The 18407-nt window shown below is 31.6% G+C and carries 21 protein-coding genes and 1 pseudogene; 2 read left to right on the plus strand and 20 right to left on the minus strand.

Translation table 11 applies throughout. The features are described from left to right. Positions 1 to 10: 10 nt before the first annotated feature. Entirely contained in the window at positions 11 to 478 is a 468-nt protein-coding gene (locus RWS90_RS02480; protein ID WP_314548394.1) for a hypothetical protein, read from the plus strand. Positions 479 to 656: 178 nt separating this feature from the next. Beyond that, entirely contained in the window at positions 657 to 1727 is a 1071-nt protein-coding gene (locus RWS90_RS02485) for a site-specific integrase (RefSeq protein WP_314548395.1), read from the plus strand. A 295-nt stretch (positions 1728 to 2022) separates the two neighbouring features. Here the strand turns inward: RWS90_RS02485 and RWS90_RS02490 are convergent, their stop codons facing one another. The 20 genes and pseudogenes from RWS90_RS02490 to RWS90_RS02585 form a co-directional block, all read right to left on the minus strand. After that, positions 2023 to 2376, minus strand: a complete 354-nt coding sequence (locus RWS90_RS02490; protein WP_314548396.1) for a hypothetical protein — start codon at positions 2374 to 2376, stop codon at positions 2023 to 2025. 75 nt (positions 2377 to 2451) lie between these two features. Continuing rightward, the gene (locus tag RWS90_RS02495) at positions 2452 to 2631 is read right to left on the minus strand and encodes a hypothetical protein (RefSeq protein WP_314548397.1); all 180 of its coding nucleotides are present in this window, start codon (positions 2629 to 2631) and stop codon (positions 2452 to 2454) included. A gap of 38 nt (positions 2632 to 2669) precedes the next feature. Next, positions 2670 to 3191 carry a ParB/RepB/Spo0J family partition protein gene (locus RWS90_RS02500; protein WP_314548399.1) on the minus strand — a complete coding sequence of 174 codons (522 nt, stop codon included), beginning with the start codon at positions 3189 to 3191 and terminating at the stop codon, positions 2670 to 2672. Beyond that, entirely contained in the window at positions 3175 to 4473 is a 1299-nt protein-coding gene (locus RWS90_RS02505) for a DUF3440 domain-containing protein (RefSeq protein WP_314548400.1), read from the minus strand. The genes RWS90_RS02500 and RWS90_RS02505 overlap by 17 nt, the downstream gene beginning before the upstream one ends. Beyond that, entirely contained in the window at positions 4457 to 5701 is a 1245-nt protein-coding gene (locus tag RWS90_RS02510) for a DEAD/DEAH box helicase (RefSeq protein ID WP_314548402.1), read from the minus strand. The genes RWS90_RS02505 and RWS90_RS02510 overlap by 17 nt, the downstream gene beginning before the upstream one ends. Then, a complete protein-coding gene (locus tag RWS90_RS02515) occupies positions 5698 to 6063 on the minus strand; it encodes a hypothetical protein (RefSeq protein WP_314548403.1) in 366 nt (121 codons plus the stop codon). Before RWS90_RS02515 ends, RWS90_RS02510 begins: the two co-directional genes overlap by 4 nt. After that, on the minus strand, positions 6064 to 6480 hold the full coding sequence (locus RWS90_RS02520) for a hypothetical protein (protein ID WP_314548404.1): 417 nt from the start codon (positions 6478 to 6480) through the stop codon (positions 6064 to 6066). Between the two features lie 220 nt (positions 6481 to 6700). Beyond that, complete coding sequence (locus RWS90_RS02525) at positions 6701 to 7429, minus strand: CHAP domain-containing protein (protein WP_314548405.1); 729 nt, start codon at positions 7427 to 7429, stop codon at positions 6701 to 6703. 44 nt (positions 7430 to 7473) lie between these two features. Next, a complete protein-coding gene (locus tag RWS90_RS02530) occupies positions 7474 to 7731 on the minus strand; it encodes a phage holin (protein ID WP_314548407.1) in 258 nt (85 codons plus the stop codon). A gap of 16 nt (positions 7732 to 7747) precedes the next feature. Continuing rightward, complete coding sequence (locus RWS90_RS02535) at positions 7748 to 10087, minus strand: hypothetical protein (RefSeq protein WP_314548408.1); 2340 nt, start codon at positions 10085 to 10087, stop codon at positions 7748 to 7750. Beyond that, entirely contained in the window at positions 10088 to 10435 is a 348-nt protein-coding gene (locus tag RWS90_RS02540) for a hypothetical protein (RefSeq protein WP_314548409.1), read from the minus strand. A 23-nt stretch (positions 10436 to 10458) separates the two neighbouring features. Then, the gene (locus RWS90_RS02545) at positions 10459 to 10641 is read right to left on the minus strand and encodes a hypothetical protein (protein WP_314548410.1); all 183 of its coding nucleotides are present in this window, start codon (positions 10639 to 10641) and stop codon (positions 10459 to 10461) included. Next, a complete protein-coding gene (locus tag RWS90_RS02550; protein ID WP_314548411.1) occupies positions 10628 to 11398 on the minus strand; it encodes a carbohydrate-binding protein in 771 nt (256 codons plus the stop codon). Before RWS90_RS02550 ends, RWS90_RS02545 begins: the two co-directional genes overlap by 14 nt. Before the next feature lies 1 nt (position 11399). After that, positions 11400 to 11588 (minus strand): hypothetical protein, encoded by a 189-nt coding sequence (locus RWS90_RS02555; protein ID WP_314548412.1) that lies wholly within the window; start codon positions 11586 to 11588, stop codon positions 11400 to 11402. Then, the gene (locus RWS90_RS02560) at positions 11578 to 13533 is read right to left on the minus strand and encodes a gp58-like family protein (RefSeq protein WP_314548413.1); all 1956 of its coding nucleotides are present in this window, start codon (positions 13531 to 13533) and stop codon (positions 11578 to 11580) included. The genes RWS90_RS02555 and RWS90_RS02560 overlap by 11 nt, the downstream gene beginning before the upstream one ends. Before the next feature lie 8 nt (positions 13534 to 13541). Continuing rightward, on the minus strand, positions 13542 to 13886 hold the full coding sequence (locus RWS90_RS02565) for a hypothetical protein (protein ID WP_314548414.1): 345 nt from the start codon (positions 13884 to 13886) through the stop codon (positions 13542 to 13544). Between the two features lie 8 nt (positions 13887 to 13894). Then, positions 13895 to 14815, minus strand: a complete 921-nt coding sequence (locus RWS90_RS02570) for a hypothetical protein (protein WP_314548415.1) — start codon at positions 14813 to 14815, stop codon at positions 13895 to 13897. A 4-nt stretch (positions 14816 to 14819) separates the two neighbouring features. Then, the gene (locus RWS90_RS02575) at positions 14820 to 17009 is read right to left on the minus strand and encodes a phage tail spike protein (RefSeq protein ID WP_314548416.1); all 2190 of its coding nucleotides are present in this window, start codon (positions 17007 to 17009) and stop codon (positions 14820 to 14822) included. Beyond that, positions 17009 to 17731 carry a hypothetical protein gene (locus RWS90_RS02580; RefSeq protein ID WP_314548417.1) on the minus strand — a complete coding sequence of 241 codons (723 nt, stop codon included), beginning with the start codon at positions 17729 to 17731 and terminating at the stop codon, positions 17009 to 17011. Before RWS90_RS02580 ends, RWS90_RS02575 begins: the two co-directional genes overlap by 1 nt. Then, positions 17715 to 18407, minus strand: a pseudogene (locus tag RWS90_RS02585) (phage tail tape measure protein); the annotation flags it as partial. The pseudogene RWS90_RS02585 and the gene RWS90_RS02580, both read right to left, overlap by 17 nt.

Here is an 18407-nt window from a genome sequence, read left to right on the forward strand (position 1 = left end):
GGAAATTATTATGAAAAAATTAATTAAGATGCTTGTAGTATCTACAATATTATTAACTGGTTGTAGCTCAACTAAAGCAGAAACACCACAGGAAAAAACACCAGAACAAATTGGTCGTGAAAGGGTCGCTAGTATTTTGACTGTAGAAAGAATAGATTATGAATCTGATGGTATAGGAAAAATGGAAATGACAACAAGTGATTTCAATTTTGTAACACAAAAACAATTTCACGACTTTGTGTTTGATCAAAAAAATAGAGCAAAATTTAAAGAACTTAAAATATATTTAAATAATAATGCTACAATCGAAACCATCAATGGAGATAAATTGATGTATGTAATCCCAAATAACGACCCAATACTAAAATATGATTATATTCATTTTCAGTATAATAGAGAAAACGGGTTATATACACATATTGGAACTAATAAAACTTTAGAAATTACTTTAAACCCTGGTTATCCAAGTTATAAATAAAAAAACTCACGCCCCCGCCAAGAGATGTGAGTTTGTCAACTGTAAGTCCATTTTGAGTATTATTATATCGTCACATAACAATATTACTCTCAAAATTACTTAAGATGTGGAGCGAACCTCGCTCATTAATTTAATTATATCACACATCTTACTATTAATAAAGAAAGGATGTGTTAGTATGTGGGTAGAAAAAAGTAAGAGTGGAAAATACGTATATCGTACACGTGTTAAAGATGTGACAGGTAAAATAAAAAGAATTAGTATCACTCTTGAAAAGAAAGATAAAAGATTAGCTACGGAAATACTTAGGAAAAAGAAACTTAAAGAAGAAACATTTGTAGATCTCCGAATTACATTCTTTACAGCTTTAGAAATGTATTTAGAGAGAGTTAAAGATGAAATAAAAGTTAGTACATATAAACTATATGAAAGTAGAATTAGTAAGACAAAGAGAACTAATTTCGATACACCGCTATTAAACGTTAACTCTCTTTATTTAGATACGCTAGTCAAGAAAATAGCTGTAACAAATAATAGCTATAATATTTATTTAAAGTTCTTTAAACGAGTCCTTAGAATGATGTATAAACTAGATTATATAGAAAATATAATGTGGTTAGATAAACTTGATTTAAAAGAACATAAAGTTAATTATGATGGAAAGTACTTTGAAAAAGAACAAATAGAAGTTATATTAAAAGAAGTTGAGAACAATCAGTATTATCACGATATGATAAACTTTATGATTAATTCCGGACTAAGGATTGGAGAAACACTAGCACTTACAGAAGATGATATATTAGATAATGGAACACTTAATGTTGATAAAAATATAGATCACTATAAAAATATATCTTCTCCAAAAACTTATGACTCTAAGCGTGTTATATCATTAAATAAAAAGTGTCAAGAGATCCTTAAGAATAGAGTTGAAATGAATAAAATTAAATCCGATATGTACAGTTATTATACTGACAACGGAATACTGTTTCCTAAAGCTAACGGAGACTATAACTCATATAGTGCTGTTAGTAAATGGACTCGAGATAATATTCACTCTGTTAAATTTACATTTCATAAAACACGCCATACACACGCTAGTTTATGTATGGATGCAGATATACCATTAGAATTAATATCCGCTCGTCTAGGTCATAAAGGAACAGAGATTACAAGAGCTGTGTATATTCACAAAACTAAAAAAGCAAAACAAAAAGAATTAGATATATTTAGAGATATAGAATTTTAAAAAAGGCAGTTATTTAAACTGCCTTAATTTTTTGTATATATTTATATATCTTTTAATAGTTAAAACTCACATGTCCAATGATTGCCCATTGTCTTTGTTTAGTGGTGTAAAATTGTTATTATAACAGCGTTTGTAAAGGTTATTCCATAAACCCTTTCATTATATTACTAACATTTTATATAATGTTATGTGTTGTTAAATGATTGATTTAATAATGTTTCTTGTTATTTATATTTTCATATAACATCATATAAATTTAACTTGAGTCCATTTTTTGCTCACTTAAATTTTAAAATTAATCACAGAGAATATCTCCTCTTCTTATTTCTACCACGTCTGATATATTTACATCTTCTGTGCCATCTTGACTCTCATATATTAAAGAAAATACATTGTTTGAATCATCTTCTATTACTCTTACATAGTAAGTAAAGTTATCTTTAGAAACCATATACTCTAAGTCAAAAACATCTATGAATTTTTGTATAGTCTTAAAATATTCTAAGCTATCAAATTGTTCTTGAAAATCTTTGAAATCTTCAATATTTTCTGTGTAGATCCCCTGATTATCTTTTTGTATATCGTTATTTCTTAATAGAAAATTTTCCATTCTTAAATTGTTAAAACTGTTTAAATAATATCTTTTCATCTCTTCCACCTCTGGCTTATTTTAACATAAATTTACAAAATAAAAAAGAGGTAGTTTTATTTCTACCTCCAATGATTAATCTTTTCTAGCTTTTCTTTCTTTTAATAATTCTTCAAACTCAGGAATATCTTCACGTTCCATAGTTTTAATAAAATTTCTTGCTGTGGATCTCTTATTAATATATCTTTTTCTTTCTCTATTGTTATCATCCCACTTTTTATTTCCTCTTAATTTTGCTTCTGATAATTTACCCATGTTATCGCTCCTAAATATTTTTTATCATTATATCAGAATTAATCGGAATCAACAACCCATGATTTTGAAAAAGATTTATCTTTAAATAATGAAGCTAATCCGCTTAATTGTTTTAATCTTAACAGTTCATCTGCATCCATTCCAATATGTCTCATTATCCATGTGTCAGAACAACCACTCTCTACTAACTCGGAAACAATATTTGTCATAAGTTCTACATCATGACTACCTCTAGCTCTGTTATGTCTAATAGTTGAAGCCATTCTATCGCTAATAGGTTTATCAATAACAGATACAGGTAAGCGGCCGTTTTCTCTTTCAAATATATCTTTATGTTTTTTCATAACAGTATATCTATGAAATCCGTCTACTATCTCGTATCTATCTTCATCTTCTAAATAGTAACAAACAATAGGCATTGTATAACCATCTTCTAATATAGACTTATATAATAACTTCATTTCTGGTGGTGCTACATGGTTTGGATTATAACTGTTAGCTTGTATCTTTTCAATAGGTATTGCCTTAATATTATATACTGGACTACAAAATTGTTTCATATTTCTTCATTGTCTCCTTTCTTCTTTTAAGCTGCTCTTTGCTTATTCCAAAAGATAAACTTTTACAGAAGTAATCGTTTTTAATAATACACATTGCCATCCTTTTCCACGTTAAAACATCTTGCTTGCTGTCTAATTCTGGGATAGTATCGACAACATGTTTAAATCTAATTATTTCTTTATCTTTGTTTCCTCTGTTACTTATTTCTCCAGTTTGAAATACTGCGTCTTTATAATTAATATTTAATATATCTATATCTTCTTTTCTCATTCCTGAACCTTTTTCAGTCCACCATTTTATAAACTTATCAAACTTTTCTCTATAGTGATTGCTTGCTGTTTCTGGTAAAGTATCTAATAGAAAGTATGTGAAACTTTCCCATGTATGACCTTTTGGCAATTTATAATTTGCTGTATTGATTGATGAATGAGCATATATATTACCAAAATTTGCACCAGCTACCCTACCTACAATTTTAACCCATGTTTTAGGCTCAATTATTTTAAACATATTTAATCCTGCTTTTGCTGTATCTCCAAAAGGTTCATCAATTCTCATACTATGAATTGATACACCCGCTTTATACATTAGATCATAGAATTTATTATACTCATTACCAGTTTTCCCATAATAAACCCATATATCTTCTGTTGTCCAATCATACACAGGATAGAAATTAAACACATTCTTATCTACTTTTGTAGAGTACATTGTATCTTTATACCTAGTTTTATTTTGATTAGTTAAAGCACGCCATCTATTCAAACTTTCTTGTGTTCTGATACCAATTATACAAGCTGTTTTTTCTCCTTTACCATACCAATTTCCAAACTTTGCTACAAAGTCTTCAAATGTCATTTTATACTTGTAATAATCAATAGTGTTATTGTCTACATTTATAACATAATCCATTGTTGGCATTTCTCTTACCCATATATCTTTCTTTTCATTTTCCCACCAGCTCCACGTCATCTCATCATAAGATAAGCTGTTGTCGGTTTCCATAGGTAAACACACCCAGTAAGGTATAATTACATCTTTATATTTATCTATCATACTTTTTGCATAATCAATAGTCATTTGATAATGTGCTTCTATATCGATAAATAATACACCTATTTTTCTATTTCTTCGTTGTGCTTCTTCGCACATTAAATGCATACAAACCCCACTATCTTTTCCACCAGAGAAAGAAACATATATATTTTCAAACTCATCAAATATATATTTAACTCTTTCTTGTGCTGCTTCATATACATTTAAATTACAATACTTCTTCAAAATAGCTCCCTCCTTGTTCTATCTTATCTATCAACAATTCTTTAAGATCTCTTTTCTTTTCATTATTTTCTAAGATCATATTAAATATTCCTAAGTCTGATGTGAAATATATATATTCAATATCATTTTCTTGTCCTATTCTTTTTATCCTACTGATTGCTTGTTCTGTTTTTGAGTAGTCGAAAGTTATACTAGCAAAAGCTACCTTGTTACAAAATTGTAGATTAAGTCCATAAGCTCCTGTACCCAGTGTCATTACTAATGCTTTATTATCATTTTTAAACTTATCAAGAATAACAGCACGTTCTTTTAATGATGTAGATCCTGTAATTAAATAACAGTTCAATTCATTAGCTATATTTTCTGCTTCTTCTATGAATGTACAAAAGACTATTATTTGACCTTGATTTTTAATATAATCTGCTATTTCTTCGTGTCTTTTTTTATCATTAAAACAAGATAATGCTAGATTTTGAAATTGTTGAATTATATTCTCTCCTTTTCCTAGAGAGTTTAGTAATGCTTGTTTTCTATCGTTATAAACTTCTCTATTATCATTACTAGCAATTATCCTTATATGCTGTGTTGTTTCATCTTTATCAAAGTTAAAATCACATTCATATATATATGGAGCTATTAAATGATGTAGAAACTCTATATTAACATCAGACAGTTTGTAAAATTCTCTAGGGCGTTGTCCAACTTTCTTATATGATATTTTCTTAAAGAATACATTTAGAAATTCTTGCTTACTCATATTTATTATTTTATAGCTCAAAAAATTCATCTGATTGTAAATGTCCCATTCATTTTTAGTTAGCGGTGTACCATTTAAAATTAATCTATACTCACTTTCTTGAGCGATACTCATTAATCTTTTATAGCGTTTTGTATCATCATTTTTAATAAATATACTCTCATCCGCTACAATAAATACTTTCTTGTTCTCAATAGCATTTAAAAGCTCTATATACGTTTTATCACTACTTGATAATGTTTCATACCCAGTAATGATATACTGCCTGTTAAATTGCCATTTAATAAGCTCTTGTTGTAGATTATCTTTAGTTGAGCAAGGTGTGAAAAATAATACTAAGTCACTATCAGTTGTATTTATTAATTCTAATGCTACTCTTGTTTTGCCTGTTCCTTGTTTCATGAACAAAGCACCTACTTTTAATCTTTTGAATTTATCAAACGCCCATTGTTGAGTTTCGGTTAACATCATCTCTCTAACTCCTTGATTATTTCTACTTTTCTATCAACTTTAACAGGTTCTGTTATTTCTAAAAAACTAGTGTCATCAGATTCAGTAAGTTGTCTGAACTCTCCAGCTAAACCATCTCCAGTAAACTCAATACTGTCTAGTTTTCTACCTCTCTTATCAGTTTTAAAAACTTTAAATACAAAATCATCTGTATAGCTTAATGTTAGAAAATATCCGTTTCCTTTTCTCATCTCTCTTACTAGCTTTGCTGGATGCCAAAATTTATATCCCTTGTAATTAGAACGGTTTGGCAGTTTGATTAAAACTGCCGCCCCTGTGTCGTATTCTATGTTTTGCTTGTTAAATTGAATTGTTTTCCACATTTAAATTACATCCTTTTTAGTTTTATATCCTTTGTAGTAACAGTTGATATTACTTTTTGTTACGTTGATGAATCTGTATTTTTCTAAGTCTAGTGTGTTTATTTTTTCTAGGATCTCATCTAGTTTGTTGTTGATTATATCCACGAAATCTAGTTTACTAGCTTTAATATTTATTAGTAAGTATCCTCCGTCTAAGTTGTGGTAATTGTTGTCTGCAGAATGATTAGATAATCTCACTGAGTAATTTCCAAAATCTTTATAAGCACTATCTTTCATGCTTGATAAATTCCATCCTTCTAATTTTGAAAACTCTTCTGAAAGTTCATCCATTTTTTTAGCGTATTCTCTACGTTGATTATCTGTAGCTGTAAAGCTGCGTTTTCTATAAGCGTTGTATTTTTTTCTTCCGAATCTCATTTTTATTTACCTCTCTTCTTATCTTTACAATTATATTTTAACACGCTCGAGCGTGTATGTCAATAGATAAATTAAAAATTTTTAACGGAAATTTTAAAAAATTTCTATAGAAAAGGAAATTTAGGCATAAAAAAAGAAGCCTAGCAATTAAGCTAGGCTTTAGGGAGTAAATTATGAAAAAATATTCATCTATGTATATTTTATCACTAAATATATTTAATTACAAGTATCTCCATATACCATAGTCAGTTCCTGAAGCTAATTCCATGCTAGCAACATATCTACGTTCTCCACTATGACTTACGTAAGACAGCCATTCATAACCATCTGCGTAACAATAATGTGTGTAGTTGAACTCCTCGCCTTTAGAGTAGTTTGCAACTACCTCAGCACTCGTTGAAGGAGCTGACCTCACGTTTAACCCCTCTACACCAACTGTAAATACTCTTGGTTTGTCTAGTTCGTATAAATCGGTTGTAACTGGGGTGCTTGCTGGTGTATCATCAACCGGATAATAGAACCACCCTACAATCCCTTCAAAATCTCTAGTTATATATCTTGCTGGGCCACCTACATATAAGCTATCCCAGTTGCCGTCAACGTTTTGTTCGATTGTTCTCATTGTGTATCCGTCTGAATCTTCAATAACAACCCCAGTATGTCCGTATGAATGACCTGCTGTATAGGTAGTATCCATTACAAATACCGCTCCAGCTCTTGGTCTACTGTTAAGGTCTCCCACAATGTTATATTCAACTCTATAACCTAACGCTGCCGCACTGTCTAACAGGTTGATTGCGTTACCCCATAATGTTTTCCCAAAGAAATATGAACTTAAATAATTTGGTAGGTCTACACATTGAGTTCCATATGCTCCGTCTTGGTCGACTCCAATTCCTAAATCTGCGATACGTCTTGCTTCGTTTACTATATCTGTTGTTCTAACCATTTTTAAAATCCTCCTGTGATTTGAATAAAATAAAAAGACTATTTCTAGTCTTGTTTTGGTTCTTTATATGTTAAGGCTTGTTCACTATCAGAAAAGCCATGTGTTGTTGGGTCGTTTACTATTCCCAACAATCCTAAAAGTAAAAATACTGTGTCAACAACGCCATTTATATTTGTGTTGAACACTTCAGTATTTAGATTATATCCTAGCAACATTGCAACTTGTTTGACAAGTAATAGTAATGCTGCAATAAAAGCTATTACAAAGCGTTTATTCTTAAATCGTACTTTCCAGTTTATCATTGTGTTCACCTCCTTTCTAGTTTGCAGGCCATAGGTCGCTTGTTAAGTAAGATATTGAACTTACTCTTATATCTCCAATATCTCGGTCTGTTGGTACTGGGTCTGTAAATTGAAAACGCAACATATTCCCGTCTCCAGTTCCTCCTAAATACCATGTACCATAAGGTGTTCCTTTATCGTTGTATATCCCACCTATTAAAGATGATTCTGAACGGTATCCTTGCGGTACACCGTTCAAACCTAAAATAAAGCAGTTTCGCTCTCGGTCTGACGGTTGTATTTGATAACCAGCACCTCCTCGCCTTACTATACCAAACCAGCCCCAACTCAATCCTCCGAATTGATAAGATACTACATTATTAACACGTCTTACTTTGACGTAAGAACCTCCTAATTTCGATACTGATTGAAGTACTTTCCAACCTGTATCGCCAATTAAAACTTCCCAACCAGTGTTACCTGTTCCAGTCTTTTTAATCCATTTTAAAGCTCCGTTAGTAACTGCTTCATCTACGTATGTAGTACCAACGGGTGCCGTTACTGTTCCGTTTGGCATTCCTCGACCGTGAATTTCCCACTGTTTAGCTTCAATAACTTTTAATCGCTTATCTAGTTCGGTTGTGTTTCCAGTATTACCAGTGTTAGTTGGTAAGTAATTATGTATGTTTTGTGTTGTGATAAATTTCAAGTTATCACTTTCAGAAAACTCAAAGTCCGGTTCGTAAGAGTCGGGCAACGAACTTCCTACTGTATATAGCAACGTTTCAAGTTTAGCTTTTTTTCGACTACCTGTAACAACTAAGTGGTTATCATAATTATCGGTGTATATTCTACCATAATTCTGTGGTAACCCATATTCGCTAGAGTTGTTTAAATATTCTTCCGCTCTAAGTCCATCCGTTGATTTAAACGGCATTTCAAATTTTGTATAAGATTGCGTTCTTAATAATTGTAGGTCGCTATTTACCATGTTTAACTCTCGCTTCGTTGCAAAATCATTACTGTCAACATTCCAACTAGATTTTATATAATCTTGATAATTTCTATTTGTTAGAATATCAACACGTTGGTTTTCATCTTTATAGTTATAATTATCTGGAAATACCTTAGCTAATGCATACATCATGTCTTTAAAGTTTGTAAAACCATTTTTACGATATACTTTAGTTTCCGTTGCATTTTTATAAATATCTCCTAAATATATTTCTTTGGTTTCTTCACTAAGTCCATTTGACATTTCGTTAAAGTACTCTTCAATCCCTTTCTCGTTTGTTGAATTTCCTAAAACTCCACGGGTTGCACTTACAAAAGTATCTAAATCAACATATTTCTCCTGACCTTCTTCGTTCAAGAAAGCTTTTCTAAGTTGTTCTTTAGTAACAAGGTTGTCAACTGTTGGTTGACTGTTCTTTAATTCGTCTAACTGTTCCTTAGTGGCAAGCTTTGAAATGTCCTGGTGTTGAGTTAAATAACCTTTCTCATTTAATTGTGTTTCTGTAATATAACCATTAAGCGATTGATGCTCTGTTAAGTAATGCTTATCTTCTAGTTGAGTATTTGTTACAAAGTTACTAGTATCAATATTAGCTGTTGTTGGTCTATCTTCAAGTTCTTTAAGTTTTCGTTTAATTTCACTATCATCATAACTTGATGTCACTGGTCTAGTTTCTAACGCTGTAACCTTAGCAGCAACATCATCCACAGCTTCTTTTGTAGCTAACTTGCTAATATCCTGGTGTTGAGTTAAATAACCCTTCTCATTCAATTGTGTTTCTGTAACGTAACCGTTAAGTGACTGATGCTCTGTTAAATATCCTTTTTTCTCGACTTCTTCAACTGCTTTATTTACAATTGTTTCAGAACTTAGTATTTCTGTTTTTAAAGCGTAAGTGCCTTTAGCTTTCTCTAGCTCCTCTGCTAACACTTCTTTTGTTAGTACGTCTAATTTATCAACAACTACACCGTTAGCAAAGTATCGCTCTTTAACAGGTAGATTGTCTTTTAAATCATATTCAGACATTTTAACGTCAAAAGAAAAACTGTACACATCACTCTCTTTATTTTCGTTTTTCAGAATGATGTAACAGTTTACTCTTTCATTATCTGTGATTAAGCTTGTGTCAAACTTAAATTTAATCTTATTATCTTCAATTCTTCCTTGAGTTTCCCAATATTTAATTGACTTAACAAACTTGAATAATATTATTGCTTCTTCGTTAGTAAGTGTGTGATTGCCTATTGTAAGTTCAAACTCATTATTGTTTTTATCATGAGAGTAAAGCTCGCAATTACTGCGAACTTTAACTCTTTTATTTACTGTTGTGTTAAATGTTAGTTGTATTTTTTTATCTATCAATTATTTTTCCTCCTTTATAGGAAGTTTTCTACAGGTTATGAACAGGTCAGAAACGTAACTGTTACCTCCTAGCTCTTCATAAGATTTATAGAGTATAGTTATGTCCTCAAGTTCTTTAGAAGTTATGTAACCTCTTGCTATGATTTTGTTCATATCTTTAATTAGTCTATGCCTACTAATAGTCTTTGTTCCGACTGCTGTTTTTTGTGCAAGTTCCTTAATTTCCTTAAGTGTTTCGTTTATTTCTTTAAGATTTTTTTCGCCTTTTTCGTTGTACTTTGTAATAATCAATGTTAACAGTGGCGTTGCAACTCCAGTGCTTAATCCTAATATTAATCCGTCACTCATTCTAAATCCTCTTAACAGAGATTTTAGTTTTCTCTGTGTCTTTCTTCGTATTCTTTTTCTATTCTGTCGACTTCTCCTTGAACTACTACCCTTAAGTTACCAATATGAGGAACATCCTCAATAGTTTTAGCTTTTGTAATAATCTGTCTTACAAATAATTGAACTAAATAATCATCTTTTTTAAATCTTAGTCTACTCGGTCTCATGACTTTCAGTACTCCCTTCGTTGTGTGGTAAGTTTCCATTATGTTCTTCAGTATGTTCATTTTCTTTCTCCTCTTCTTCAAACATTGATAAGATTGTGTTAATAACACTTCCCATAGCTTCATCAAGCTGTCCTTTTGTTACATATCTGTTCTTTTCATCTTCTATATCATCTTTTACATTTGTTTCTTTCCTTGTTAACACTATTTCTTTATATTTAGTGCCTTCTGCATTTGGCTTCCATACTTCAACTGATGTGTGGTCTTCTAATACTTCGTATAACTTACCTTCGTATTTAATCTTGTCTCCAGTTGAGTATTCAACACCTATTTCATAGTTATCAAATGCATTGATTATAGTATCTTTGTTATCATTAATAACTTTTGCATCTAACACATTTAATAGTAATGTCATTATTAACTTGTCATTACCTTTGTTAACTTTCGCTACTAACTTACGTAATGCTTTAACTCTGTCGTTTGGCTCTGTTTTGTTATTTGCTAATACTGTAACCTCTTCTTTTAAGTTAGCATACTCACTTACTAACGCTGGTGTACTTTCTCCCGTAAACATTTGTTGAGCTAGTTGTTTTCTAATCTCTTCAAGGATCTCACTATCACTAGCAGTAGCAAATTTACCAGGTAAATCTACACCACCGTTTAAATATACAGTTCCATTTCTAAGCGTAAATGTAATGTTTACTGAACTGTATCCACCGACAGTAGGTATTGCGTTTCTATTTGTAATTTCTAATGCCATACTACTCTCCTTTATTACTTAATTTTTCTACTAACTCCTTAAGCTCTTCGTTATTATTAATTAAGTCTTGAATTTTCTTGTGTTCAGTACTTAAATTATCATATGCTATCTTGTAGTTAGCTAATTCAATAGTTTTTTCTGATAGCTCCTGTGCTATTAAGTGAATTGGTTGTAATTGATTATTTTCCATTTTTTAATACCTCGATTTCTTTTGTTAATTCTTGAATACCTTTAATCAAATAAGGTATCATTTCAAATGCACTATATGATTTAATATCATCTGGTAATTGTTTAAATGCAGAATTTACGTATTGCTCGACATCTTGAGCCATAATTCCACATTCAATATCTTTTACTTGTCCGTCATATTCTTTGGTAAAGCTGTAAGTCTTTAACTTGCTAAGGACTTCTAAAGCGTTAATATTACTTTCTTTAATATTGCGTTTGTATCGCCTGTCAGAAATTTCTTTGTTAAGTTCCCACCAGTCGTAACCATACGAGCTATAGTATATATAAGCGAAACCGCCTTTTTGTTCGATTTTTTTATACTGTGGACTTGAGATCCACTGTCCTGAACCAAACTTTGTGCTATATTTAATTTCTCCAGTAACCCACAAGTCGTCATAGATTTCTGGGGCTTTCATAAATCTAGCTGTATTTTTACAGTACATTTCTCCAGTTTCTTTTACATACCACGCTTCAGGTCCTACTTTGTCCCAGCGTGCTCCCCAGTTAACCCAGAGTGCTGTTTGACCCCATTCGCCTTTACCGTTAGACATACCAACGTAGAATTGATTTTCTCCTGTAAGCCACGACCCTCCGCCTTTTTCGTGACGACCGATTTGGAAACCTCCTAAATATCCTTTATACGCTCGTAAAAAATCAGCTTCTAACTGAGAAGCTGTTATTTTAACTGATTTTAAGTTCCTGATGAACGCTTCTTTAGCAAACAGATTAGTAACTAACATATCATTAACTAATAGTTTGTTAATCATTGCTTGGTCTACTTTTAAATGTTCTGCTTTGATTGCCTCTGTGTTAATATTCACAGATTCTATCGTTCCGGCTTTAATATGTCCACCTGTGATTGTTTCTCCGGCAATCTGTCTACCTTTAATTGATCCGTCTACAATTAGCGTTGCGTCTTTTTTCTTAAACAATTTAAGATTATTTATCGCCATATTGATATTGTTAGTTTTACTAGCTTGTCTTAATCGAAATTGATAACTTTTAATTCCTTCAAAATCTTCGAATAATCTATCTATGTCAAGTGTTATGTCAACTTTACCACGGTCTCTAGCCAACGCACCTCTTGAAATTAACGGAAAAGCGTATATTTTACCATGAAAGTCAGTTGATGATACTGACATTATTAATTCAAATATAAATGGTAATTCTCCGTCATAGTTGGCGTCAAATGACAACTGGAATCTATCACTCTTCAGCAACACATCATTATCAATTAAATCTGTTATATCAATATACTCTTCATTAAATTCAAAACTTCTTCTTTTATCTAAATAAACTAAGTTATCATATGCTGGACCAATCATCATTTTATTTGTGATTGCTTTAATTCCTTCTGGTTTTGCAACTAACATACTTGATATGGTATTTCCATCAATAGTTGTTTTAGTTCCTAATGATATCCCTTCTGGTGTTAATGTTATGTCTGATTTTTTCAATGACTCCTCAACACTAGCACCTACTTTATTTATCCTTAAATCAAGGCTTGCTACAGCTTTATTGATATCTTTTTTAACCTGTGTACTTAATCCTTCTGCTGTACTTGTCAGAAGAGTTTTTAGTTCTTTATCTCGAAACTCTGTCAACATTCCTTTATTGTTAAGCTTTACTTTACCCCAGAACTCACTGTTAAAATCTCTCATTTGAATATCCAGATCTCTAATTTCTTTGAGTACTCCAGTAAGGGCGTTAGGTTGTTTAATCGGTGTTTCAAATGATGTTGCATCATTTCCCTTCTCGATTTGTAAATGATTAATCTGTGTTTCTCCAACGCAGCCCATGTGATAAAGCTTAATAGCTGCATCTTTTTTAAGTGGGGTAAATGTGAATTGGTATTTATTATTTCTAAAATTTGCTTGAGTTTTGACATCATTAATTTCTATATCCATTTAACCACCTACCTTTCAAAAAACTTAACAGTAACATTAGTTTTGTTTGTTAAATCTTCCCATTTCATCTTATTAATAAAAGCAGCTTGATTACTTAGTGTGATGTTATATTTATAGTTCTCAAATGTAATGCTTGTAAGTCCTTCTAATTCTTCATCATTAAATGTTACACGTCTTATTGCTGTTGTATTAGTGAACCTACTGTCATTAGCAACTAATATTAATTTATCTTGTTTAATTTCCACATAGCAGCCTTCTAGATATTTAAGTAAACCTTTTTGCCAAACTAACTTATTTCCTACATATCGTTTTTCGACTTCCTTATTTCCGACTAATAATTTTACTCGTTCCATAAGTCCACCTACTTCACAATGTCGTAAATAGTGTTGTTATCTTTTACTGCTAATGCATTATATTGTTGTTCAGTTCCACACCAATATTTAAGAGATTGTCCATTCTGTTGATTTAATATTGTGTTACCTTTTAAATCCTCAATATTGGGTTGCCATCTAGAAGGTACTTCATCTCCAAAGCTTATATAAGGTTCTGAAATTTTTATGTGTCCGTTTTTAACAAAGTATAGGAAAAACCAGTTTGTTTCATTACCAAAATTAATATTTTCAGTAATTGTGAATGTTTCTTCATATACTATCCATTTATCTTTTGGTAAATCACTTAAATTAATTCCTTTTAATGTTTTATTGATACTATGCTTTTTAATAGCTAAATATAATCCGTCTAGATGTGAATCAGAGTAAATATATATTGGCATTCTCAATACTAGTTTGTCTCCTTGTTTAAAACTGGTTTGAGTTGTGTCTATTTGAACACCAGCCCATGTATTACTTGTCGCTCCACTTTTCCTAACATCTAAACTATTGTGTCCGTTATAATCATTGACTACTATCGATAAATTTGGACTACTAGATGTTAGGATATTTGTATTAGGAAACAGCGAGTTAACTATTAAATTATAATTACCAACTACAGCATCTTTTCCCTTATCTCCTTTTATAGACTCTTTTTCAGATTGTGATAATGCTTGAAACGTTACAACACCGTCTCTTCCTGGAGGTCCTTGAATACCTTGTATTCCCTGGTCTCCTTTAATTCCAGCTAGGTATTTTAAATCGGAGAATCTATCACGACCATTACCGACCTTAGCTTTTCCAGTTTCGGTCTCAATTCCAATTTCTCCGTCTAACAATATTAAATCGCTAAACTCCCAATCACTAACACTCATTCTTTTGTGTTGCACTCTTATAGGTATTTTTTCTGCCATTTATTTATTTTCCTCCTCCATCAAAAATATATGTCGGATTTTCACTCCAACTTCCTTCAATGTCATTTTCGTTTCCATCTGCATATTCAAGATAAACAATAGGTACTGATATTGTTGCAGCATTTCTTATTAATGTAGGTGCATTTAATTCTTTAAACCATTTACTAACTACTTTGATATAATATTCAGAGTCATATATTCTTAAATATTTAGCTTCTTGTTCTCCTACATTAAATTCATGTTCTCCTGTTGGAAATGCTCCATACTTATCAATCAACATAACGTTAGCTGCGTGTGGTAATGCTCGACTCAATCTCACAGTTACATCATAAAAATCACGTTTTACACAAACAGCTTCCCAACTAATCGTATATTGTTGTCCTAGTTCAAAACCATCTCCATTATGAGTTACCTCAATATATTCTGTACCTGGTGGAATATATCTCTCTGAAGAACCTTCTAATCTATTTTTACTGTAGATTACACTATCCTCTGTTCCCATCATTTTTATAGTTGCTTCTGAAATGGTTTTATTTTCTTCTACTTGCCTTCTTAAATCTTCAATACTAGAACTACTCATGTTATCTATCTTATGATTAAGCTCTGTAATACTATTATTTATTTCTTCTCGTATTTCGTTTTTAACTACTTCTGCTTTAGCTTTAGAAACTTCAATACCATCTTCTATTTGTTTCTTGAATAACTCTTCTTTTTTCTCGAAAACCTTATTGACATTTTCTACTTGTTCTTTTACCTTCTTCGCAAAATCATATGATATTGCATCTGTATATGCATTAGCTCTAAGTTCTGCTGTTTGCGAACTGCTAGATATTTCGCTACCTAACTTGCCTTCTTTGCTACCTAACACAAAGCTTTTCCAACGTTCTAACATAGGATCATAATGTGTTTCCACAATACGTATTCTTTCATCAACATCATATTTAAGATATTTAAGAATAACTGTATCTCCTCGACTAATCTTTTCAGATAACTGTTCATAAGATACTTTAATTGAGTTCTTTGGCTTGTCTATATTATCTTTTGTGAAATGTTCCATAGCCCACTCTTCAAGCTCTTCTGCGGTTTGTAGTTCATTGTTTGATACTGCCATTTCATTGATAAATGGATAATCATTAATTAATGGACTTTCCACAACTAAGCTAATTGTTATTTCTTCATCAAGTGCTGCCATTTCTTCTTTTTGTTGAGCCTTGAGTTTATCTATCTCTGCTTTTCTTCTATCTGCTTGTGCTTGGCTTTCTAATTTACGTTGTGCAGCTTTTGCATCTCTATCTCTGTATTTATTAGCAACCTCATTAGCAATCTGTGAGTAAGATTTAACAGTGTGTCCGCTACGTTTAGTCTTCTTAGTTTGTTTTGATAACTCACGAGCATAACGACTGTTAATCTCCTCTTGCATTTGCTGTGATTTTTTCTTTGCATTATACTCTTTAGAAGCTCGCTTTTGAGTTTCTCTTAATGCAGCTAACTCTTTCTTGTGTTGCTCTCTTAATTCCTTTTTATCTTCTTTATCTCCAACCTTGAAAGTTGATGTAACATACAATCTTGTTACTATATCATCTATGTTAGATGAGTTAACGAAAGAAGATATATTCTTAGCTGTAGTAAGTACTTCTTGAGTATCTGTTCCCAACTTCTTCAACACATTTATTTGAGTGTCGTGTAAATCTATATCTCCTTTAAATGTGTCTGCGATTTGTCCTAATAAATCAAATGCTGTTTTGCTTTGTGTGTCATTCTCATTTTTGAATGTAGCAAATGAATTAGTCTGTGTTATGTCAGACCAATACGTGAAGTCTTTTTCTTTTGATAAAAAATTAGCGTACCATTCATCTAACACTGTTTGACAATTTGAATCTAACCTAGCAAATTTACTTACTAATCGATTACTATAGTCAAAAGTCTTTTGGTACGCTGTTACTGTTATACTTTTATCATTTTCATTTAGTTCTATATCTCTAATTCTAAATAGATTTGTACGATTATCTTCATTAGCTTTAACTATCATTCCTTTTTCTATCATGCTGTACATATCATTATCTACAGTAGGATATTTGAAAGTTAGCTTATAAGTTGAATTTAATACCCAGTGTATATCAGAGTCGTATGCATTATTTAACACAATTCCGTTGTATGTGAAGTCTTTTTCAAAGGGATCATATAAATATAACATTATGCAAACGCCCCCCATCTACACTCAATATCTACTTTAGTAATTCCTTGTCCGATAGATATTCCATTCTCTCCTGGTTTAACTTCAAAAAACGGTCCTAGCATAACACCATTTAAGAGATCTCCGTTTTTATCAAATACATTTTGATATCCTTGTTTACATTCAATTACTACTTTCTCTTTAATCTCTTTTAATCTGATTACTTGAGTTCCTATTGTCAAGGTTGTAGCTTCTGTTGTATTGCCATACACAGTTACTTTAGGGTACATCTCAACGTGTGAAGAATTGTTTAACACTCCGTTACTAGTATATGTCTTTAAGTCTTTATCTACGCTGTACGAAAAAGGATTACAAGTAAACGTTACGTCTATTTCGTATTCATCTACTTCTCCTAATTTAGAACGTATTGCAGAAACTGTTAATACTTCATAATATCTATATGGATTATTAGAAGCTACTAGTTTTCCGCTACCTTCTAACCACGCTAAAACACCATCTGTTTCTGATAAGCTAACACCATGTATAAGTAATTTATATGGTTTTTCAACTAATTCATAAGCGTTAGATGTCCTTACTACACCGCCTGACATATCATCTGATGTAAAAATTTTATCTTTCCTTTTCGCTTTGTTAATTCCGTCATTTTCAGTTACGTAAATGTCAAAAGGAAAGTCGGCAGTAGACTTCCCTTTAAACGTTAATTTATTAAAGTGTAACGGCATTTCTACCACCTCCAAAACTCATTGTTTGTACTTCCTTCATGCTTCTCACTAATTTTTGTTCTATTGTGTCAACTAACACATTGATATCTTCTTTATTATTAATATTATTACCAGTAACATTAATTGTTACGTTGATTTCATTACCATTGTTTTTAGCACCATGTTCAGCCAATGCACCGCTTATACCTTTTATTTTTTCGCTAGTTGATAACGGTGTAATGTTAACTCCGTTCTTAGTTACTCTGAATAATTCTGGTCCAGCTTCTCCAACTATACCAGTATAATTAGGTTGTAAGCTTTCAGTCTGTCCAATGTTTCCACCTCTTGCGAACATTCCTATATTTCCACCTGTTGCAAAGAATCCAGGAAAACTAGGTATTCCGGAAACACTGCTCATTACTCTAACAACACTGACAACTTCACGAGGAATACTATTTAATAACCCTATAACACCAGAGATTACACCACTAGCACTATCAATAGCACTTAATACCTTAGGCGGTGTCGGTGTTGCGTTGAAACTATCAGCACTACTCTTAGCTTGATTTATAAACGGCGTTGCGTTCCCTTGTGCCATTATTGATTTTGTTGGCGTGTCTGTTGCGTTGAAACTATCAGCACTACTCTTAGCTTGATTTATAAACGGCGTTGCGTTCCCTTGTGCCATTATTGATTT

Source organism: uncultured Gemella sp., from assembly GCF_963529685.1.
GTDB lineage: Bacteria > Bacillota > Bacilli > Staphylococcales > Gemellaceae > Gemella.